This window comes from Virgibacillus sp. DJP39 (genome assembly GCF_049310925.1).
Classification (GTDB): domain Bacteria; phylum Bacillota; class Bacilli; order Bacillales; family Amphibacillaceae; genus Virgibacillus_F.
The window spans coordinates 1-7,563 of the sequence record NZ_JBMERP010000122.1 but is presented as its reverse complement, the minus strand read 5'-3'; the positions used below and the strand labels follow the sequence as shown (position 1 = coordinate 7,563).

Annotated in this window: 7 protein-coding genes; 2 read left to right on the top strand and 5 right to left on the bottom strand. The window is 38.0% G+C overall.

Annotated features, from left to right (window positions below; genetic code table 11):
* On the top strand, positions 1-457 hold a 457-nt coding region (locus ACOI1D_RS20500; protein WP_422503934.1), incomplete at its 5' end, for a hypothetical protein.
* A 510-nt stretch (positions 458-967) separates the two neighbouring features.
* Here ACOI1D_RS20500 and ACOI1D_RS20495 read toward each other — a convergent pair.
* Positions 968-3,961, bottom strand: coding sequence for a lamin tail domain-containing protein (locus tag ACOI1D_RS20495; protein WP_422503932.1), 2,994 nt, complete (start codon positions 3,959-3,961; stop codon positions 968-970).
* Between the two features lie 563 nt (positions 3,962-4,524).
* On the opposite strand from ACOI1D_RS20495, the gene ACOI1D_RS20490 reads away from it, so the two are divergent.
* Positions 4,525-5,058: an MgtC/SapB family protein gene (locus ACOI1D_RS20490; protein WP_422503931.1), complete on the top strand. Its 534-nt coding sequence runs from the start codon at positions 4,525-4,527 to the stop codon at positions 5,056-5,058.
* A gap of 8 nt (positions 5,059-5,066) precedes the next feature.
* Here the strand turns inward: ACOI1D_RS20490 and ACOI1D_RS20485 are convergent, their stop codons facing one another.
* The 4 genes from ACOI1D_RS20485 to ACOI1D_RS20470 all read right to left on the bottom strand — a co-directional run.
* The gene (locus ACOI1D_RS20485; protein WP_422503930.1) at positions 5,067-5,633 is read right to left on the bottom strand and encodes a glycerol-3-phosphate responsive antiterminator; all 567 of its coding nucleotides are present in this window, start codon (positions 5,631-5,633) and stop codon (positions 5,067-5,069) included.
* Positions 5,634-6,782: 1,149 nt separating this feature from the next.
* Positions 6,783-6,980 carry a hypothetical protein gene (locus ACOI1D_RS20480; protein WP_422503929.1) on the bottom strand — a complete coding sequence of 66 codons (198 nt, stop codon included), beginning with the start codon at positions 6,978-6,980 and terminating at the stop codon, positions 6,783-6,785.
* A gap of 199 nt (positions 6,981-7,179) precedes the next feature.
* Positions 7,180-7,380, bottom strand: coding sequence for a cold-shock protein CspD (gene cspD, locus ACOI1D_RS20475; RefSeq protein WP_379497752.1), 201 nt, complete (start codon positions 7,378-7,380; stop codon positions 7,180-7,182).
* On the bottom strand, positions 7,377-7,563 hold a 187-nt coding region (locus tag ACOI1D_RS20470), incomplete at its 5' end, for a hypothetical protein (RefSeq protein ID WP_422503927.1). The genes cspD and ACOI1D_RS20470, both read right to left, overlap by 4 nt.

Genomic DNA, 7,563 nt, shown 5'->3' with positions numbered 1-7,563 from the left:
AAAAGCGTATATAACTAATGAACTAAAGGATAAGGAACAATCGGTTCAAAAGCTTGAGCAAGCAGTAAAGACGAAAGTAACACAACTCGATAAGAAGTTTGATGAAGCATGGAAGGAAACACAAAGCAAACTGAACACATCGTTAAATCAAGTTAGTGACCAAATCACGGATGTGAAAAAGGAAGCAGCGTGCTCGAATAAAGCGCTATCTCACAACATAAATGATTTGAGCGAAGATTTTAAAGTGAAAACACAACAATTTGAATTAAAGTTGAACGTCCAGAGTGACTATATGAAGTCGGTTAACCAAGATGTTAAAAAGCAGTTAGCGTTAATGGAAAGTAATCATGCACAAGCGCTGAAAGAACAGAGAAGTTTTATGTTAAAGATAATCATCCCACTGTATTCGGTAAGTGTAGTAATGGTTGGGATATTGATCTATTTGTTGGTTAAGTAAAAAGTAAAGCCTGTTCACTTACTTGTTTGAGAAAAACAGTTACTCTAGTAATAGAAAGGGGATAAATAGGATGAATCTGTTTGAAAAAGCTCGAAATAGCGTAAGTACAATCAAAGAGGAAAAGAGTGTTCCGATCTCTGAAAAAACGCTTAACGATTTGATTAAGAAAATTGGTAATAAAAAATAGTATTGGCAAATCGAAATTGGGTAACTTGTTTGGTGGTGGGAAGAATGAATATAAAACTAGGGGATAAAAACAAAATAAAAAACTCACATATAGGACATCAGATTAATTTAGCAAATCGAGATAAGAAACCATTTGTAGAAAGACATCCAGTTATAATTTCGTAGTATATTTTAAATGTGGCAGTATATTGCAAATTTCCTTTTTTTATCATAAAAAAACACGTGAATTATAGAACTCACGTGTTAAATAATATTTAATTTTTCTTGAGAGTACATCTGATCGGAACACGCTTGCAAACGCCTGTTTTGCACTTCGATGAGTATTCACTCGTCTTGCCGATCATCCTTAATAATTTCTTTATCATCTTTCATTAAGACTTTCATATCAATTTTGAGCATGCGGTCCATTGGGTAGGTAGTTGTATACCGGTACTTGTTGGCACCTGACTCGAAAACAACATAAAGCTCTTTTTGAACTTCGACAATTCCTTCTGGCATTGGGATAGCTTCAATACTTTCCTTTGGTTTTGAAGTTGCACCATCAAGGAACCAGAGTGGTACTTCTTTTCCGTCTATAGTTACAGAATCATGTGGATTCTCTTTCAATGGATGTTCGTATCGATACAAAACACTGTCATTTGCACGCCCATACGACGTGCTCAATGTAACCCCTGCCTTGTTTACAATTGCACCCTGAACTTTTCCAGTAGTTGACAAGACGTAATCAGGGATTGTGTTCTTGTTTGGATCGCCATTCCAATGTTCACTCGAAAGCATGTCATTGTTACGTTCAAGGTCATAGCCGATCATCCATGCGTACTGAGTCTCCCCGTTACGGTTCTCTTGGTGATGGGAGGGGTCGGTAGGGTAAGCGCTTGACTGATAAAACTCCCCAACCCACAAGATACCTTCATCATATACGGTATAGGCAGCTTCAACAGGGACTGGGATTTGATTCACGAACTGTAGTTCAGCATTATTTTCTGCTGAAACCAAATCGCCAACCTTTAACTGGAACAGGAATTGCTCTGAGGCAATCCAAACATGGTCCCGACTGACAGTAATCCCTCCTGCATGCCCTGTGTATGGTGAGCCATCTGTGTTGTACAATAATACGGATTTTACAAGCTTCTCAGTTGTTGCATCCACTATTGTTAATGTTCCAGGTCTGCCGTCATCTAAATAGTTAACTGTCAAAAGCCAGTCTTTCTGCTTATAATACGTCATCCCCTGTGGTACAAGGTCCTGAAATAACCCAGGAATGACGGGACCATCTTTGCTAATATCCCATAGACCTTGGTAGTCAGGGTCCATACCGTGTGATGATCTTTCTTCTTGCGTAATGATTTGATGGGACGGTGTAACTGTTAGTGGTGCTGACTTCAACGAGACATTTCCTGATGTATCTTCTGCAGCCATTTCCAGCACATAATCCTTATTTCCCATAAGCAGCGATAACGTAAATTCCTGCTCGCTTGGCGGTACAGAAAACTCAAGGACCCCATCCTTATAGATGTGATAACGATAAATGTCGCTCTCTGGATTTGGGTCCCATGTTAGCGAAACTTCACCATTACCAGCATCGGCCAGGATATTGGCTGGAGTCTGTGGTGGTTCTTCATGAAGTATTGGTCTTGCTGGTGCCTGATCTGCAACAAGCCAGCCTGGTGTTGTTGGCTGATGACCAGCCAGTTTTTCCATTGTTAAACTTCCATCTTTTGGATAGCCAAATGTGACTGCGTTCTCTACAGAAACATCGCCACCAGTATATGTTGCGTTCACAACTTCCAACCCTTGCGGATCAAAGATAGTTACAGATCGCCCGCCGTTAACCAAGCCACCGATGTCTTCCAGTATTTTTAAATCTTCTTCATTTAAATATTTGTTTTTGTAGGAAGAAAAGTAATTATGGTTAAATGCTTCTAAAGTCATTGGCTGGATTTCTTCTACTCTGGTCCAAAAAAGCTGAGTACCCCATGGATCAATTGTTAGGGAGTCGGCAATTTCTACATCCCAGCCTCCAGACGTGATATGATAACCCTTTAAATCAATTGTTTCACCGCTGTTATTATAAACTTCCAGGTATTCAAACGCATCATAGCCGGCATAATTATCACTGTTAGGTACTACTTCAGTAATAAGCAGGCTTGGAACAGGTGCGTTTTCTTTTGGGCCTGCAACTAATGCTGATTTAGGAGACTCATTACCAACATGATCCAGTGCTGTTACTTCAAAGGTATAATCTCTGCCTAAGTCTAATGGTGATATGGTTATGCTGTTTGTCTCGGAAGTATCATAGATTGTTCCATTAATATAAATACGATACCCGGCAAGATCACCCTCATTGTTTTCATCCCATTTTAGTGTTACATGATCAGCACCAGGGGTAGATTTTAGACCTGCTGGAGCTATAGGGGATTGGGTATCGACAACTTCCTGTGGTGTTACCGTAACCTCCGAACTTCCTGCTGATTCGTTGCCATCTACGTCAATGGAAGTGACTTTGAACGTATATGCCTGATCATTAGTTAATCCTTCTGCAGTATAGGAAGTATCCACGGGAACATGAATAGGTTCCGTACTGGCAGAAGCGTAAACATTGTATGCTGCTGCACCCTCAGCTGGTTCCCAATTTAGCGCTATAGCCTGGTTCATTGGTGTTGCTTTTAATTCTGTTGGTGCGTCTGGACCTGGGACCTGCCCCGAGATAAGTTCACCAGGTGTCGCCACTTCATTGCTGCGAACTTTTGTAACTTCTACCGATTCACTTGCCTGATAGACAATACTTTTATTGGTTATTCCATCGGCTCCCCCTTCGTTGATTAACGCTGTACTTATCGCAATCCCGTCAGGACCAGCAATGCCCACTTGCCGTAATGAGCTGTCGTGCAGTCCCTGACCTGATGTAGTCAGTCCTACTTCAAATACGTTTTCCTTCTTAAGCAGTACTTCATAATTTGAATTGAAATCCCAAAGTGGCACATTCGGATAATCAAACTTTTTCAGCCAAAGTACTAGTGTGTCTTTTGCTTTGATGGTTTTGCTGGTGATTGGCCATTCATTGGCCGGGTTGGTCATGCTGCTCGTGAAGTATTGCAGCTGGTAGTTTTCAAGATTAATAGTCTGTGACGTGTTATTAAAGATTTCCACATATTCATAAGGTTGACCATTTCCATCCGACTTATTGACAATCTCCGTGATAATTAGAGGCGGTTCTCCCTCTGCAGCCAAGGCCTTGGAAGTGGGAGTTGCCAAAATCCACATCAACAGAACAGCCAAGCCAGCACACATCATCCATTTGTAAAGTTTTCTGTTCATACATTCTCCTCCTTGTACGTTTTTGTGAATCGTTCTTACCTCTATAGTGAGATTCATTGGAGTTTATATATTAGGAAACTTGGCTTTTCGCTAAAGCTTTGGTTGCATTTATGCTGTAAGAAAATTAACTGCAAAAAAAGAAGAACCCCATGCCAATAAAAAGTATCACAAAGAACGTAATACAAATTAATGGTCATAGGGTTCTCCTCGTCTCTACCCGCAGACTACAACTGTTACATATTATTGTTCGATTATTAATAATAGTACAACAACTAATGAATGTGAGCAACACTTATATGTAACCGCTTGTAAAAATAGTTCTTTAGTACTTAAGTGCTTTGTACAAATGTTTTAAATTTTATAAATAAACTTGCAACAGATCGCTAGTTGGTATATGATTTACACACAGAAAATATATTGTTTATGTGGGAAGAGCAGAAGAGATCACCCCATAATGCAAACTCTACTGGCTGGCACTGAATAGTGTCTGTTATTGATTTTGCCTTATGGGGTGATTTTTTAATGGGAAAGTAAAAAAAGAAAGTGATTAAGGAGCATGGATAATGGAATATATCGCTTCGTTTTTTTGGGATCATGAAATGTATTTTAGAATTCTTATCAGCGCAATCTTAGGTTTTTTAATAGGCTGGGATCGAACTTCCAAGAATAAACCTGCTGGACTTAAAACTTATACGTATGTAGCTGTTGCGTGCACGTTAATAACATTAGTTTCTATAGAAAGTGCAGCTGATTTAAGTGAGCCTGACAGTGGGTTAATGATGGACCCTATGAGACTAGCAGCGCAAATTGTTTCCGGATTAGGATTTTTAGGCGCTGGTGTTATTTTGAAAGACGGGTTACGTGTCAAAGGGTTGACTTCTGCTGCAATGATATTTTATGCAGGGGGAGTTGGAATCGGTATTGGAGCTGGATTTTACGGTTTCGTCATCTTTGCGACTTTGGTTACATTTTTAATAACAAGAATAGGTAACTTTTTTGAAGAACACGAGATTAAGAATTTCAGCCACTGGTTTAAAAAAGATAATAAACAAAAGAACGAGGAGGTAGAAGAAAGCGTGGGTGACGAGCGGGGGTGAACTAAAAATTATAGGTCTAAATTCCACAATTCCGGATTACCAGATGAAATTGCCAATGCGCCTGCCTGCAATCCACTCATAATTTCCTCTTTATTACTGATTAATCCGCCGGCAATAATTGGCAGAAGAGTCAGTCTCGTAAGTTCATCAATAATAGACGGCATCAAGCCTGGGAGCACTTCAATTGCATCAGGTTTACAGCTGTGCGCAATATCAATTCCTTTTTTTAAAGCATTCCGGTCTATCAGGAAGAGGCGTTGGATAGTCATAAGCCCCTCTTCTTTTGCATATTTAATCAAGTTGCTCTTGGTTGTGATAATTCCATCGGGCTTCCAGGTCTCGGCAATGTATTGAATGGCACTTTTTGTGTTGGAAAGTCCGTCGATAAAGTCAATATGTATAAACGTAATCTTGTTGGCCTTTTTTAATTGATCAATATAATGTTTCGTGGTGGTCAGGTTCCCAGTTAAAATAAATGTAATATTGGAACTGGATTTGATAGCCTTATCCAAATCCTCTAATTTCTTTACGGAAGATATTACTTGTGATTGAACAATGTCGATAATATTAGTCATAACGATTCCCCTTATGAATGATAAGATAAGAAAACACAATACTGTGAATTATGATTAGATTATAACATAGAAGAGACGGTTCTCATGCTTCCACGGGAACTTTTTAATTTGATGCTACAATTTTTGAATAGTTGGTTGGTGACGAAATTGGATAGGTTTAGACCCATCTTGTAATCTTTTTGACTTTCTTAGGACAAGAAAATGATTAGATAGCAATCTCCTAATATAAGTAGGAGGAAGTAAAAATAATGGTTTACCAATGAAAAGTCTAGTCATTGGGTAAATACTAATTCTAAAATTACTTGTAATAAAAACGGCTGTAAAAACTAAGAATCAATAAAAGAAACAAACACATAAAATGAACTGAGAAAAAATTAAAATGTTTAACAATTAGTCAAAATGAGGTATACTGTAATTAGAAAATCATATAATAAAAAACCGTCCCATGCTAGAGACATGGAACGGTACAATAGACTAACCCCATCAAGAGGGGAAGGTCGCACTAAAGAGAAAATAATCCCTCAGGTTGACCTGTAAAAATCACATGAGGGATTATTTTTTATTTTGGTTGGACATGATAAAAGCAATCAACATACCGAAAGAAATCATCAGCGTTAACACATTTTCCATATCCATAAGCAACACCCCCTTTTTAGGAAGTCTCCTAAAAGGTACAAGTGCGCCTAACCCTCATGTGAAACTAATCTATTGTTCGCTCTATTATATCAAAGGTCCACGCCTAATTGGTTATTTTAGTAAAAGAAAAATTTCAATTTTATTGATAGTGTTCAATCCCCTCATAAATGGGCAATAAAAAAACCGATTAAAGAAATTATAGAGTTAAAAAGAAAATAGAAGAAAAAACAATTGGCGAAAGAATAAGTAAGAAATATGAAGTAACCATGTGTCTGGTCGATTCAAGATCGAATGAATATCCTGTCTGCCTATACTCGAAACTGTATCATTGGAAAGTGAATCAGTTGATGGCAATTAAGAATCAGAATTCATTCGTGATCATATGAACGCGTCAAGTATCATGATCAGAGAGACGGTTTCATTTGCTTCCTTTTCTATTAAATACTAAAATTACTTGCATAGAACATGAGCACTTCACCAATGAAGTCAGCAAATAACCTTTAAATTTCGCTGCTATCTTTTCAATGAAAACTGAATGATTAGTACAACAATGGAAGCGATAAATCCTAATCCAAATCCAATGAAGCCATATAAGATCCCCACCCAATCCTTCAGCTCATCCTCCCCAATGTAACCAATACAAAAACCAATTACTCCAAGTGTTATGCTGCTAGATGAAATAATACTCATGTTCCTGACTATACGATTCATCTTCGTATCCTCTCCTTGCTACTAATTATTTTAGCATGGCGACGTGGTTCTTTTGCTTCCACTGGGACTGTCCCTTCTATTTTTGATCATACGAAGATCACAATAAGGGCTGTGTTTTTATCTTCTGTAACTTTTTCACCTTAACAAACTAAAAGTAAAAAAGCTCTTCTCATATGAGAAGAGCTTTCATAATGTTTATTTACGCTTTTTCAACATTTGCTGCTTGTGGTCCGCGGTTGCCTTCTTCAATTTCAAAAGAAACTGCTTGTCCTTCATCTAATGATTTGAAACCGTCGCCTTGAATTGCTGAGAAATGTACGAATACATCTTCTCCACCTTCAACCTCGATAAAACCGAAACCTTTGTCTGCGTTAAACCATTTTACTGTACCGTTACTCATAAGAAAATTCCTCCATGTGCCTTTATAGCACGTTTATTACTTTTTGGTTCAAGATAATAATTCAAGACGATGATAATCACTAGAAAGTTATTACAAATATCTTGTTTTGCTAAAACGAACATCAATAAGTTAATTTTATTATACCACTTAAAGGGGGAATATAGATAGCCTTTATTAAAATAT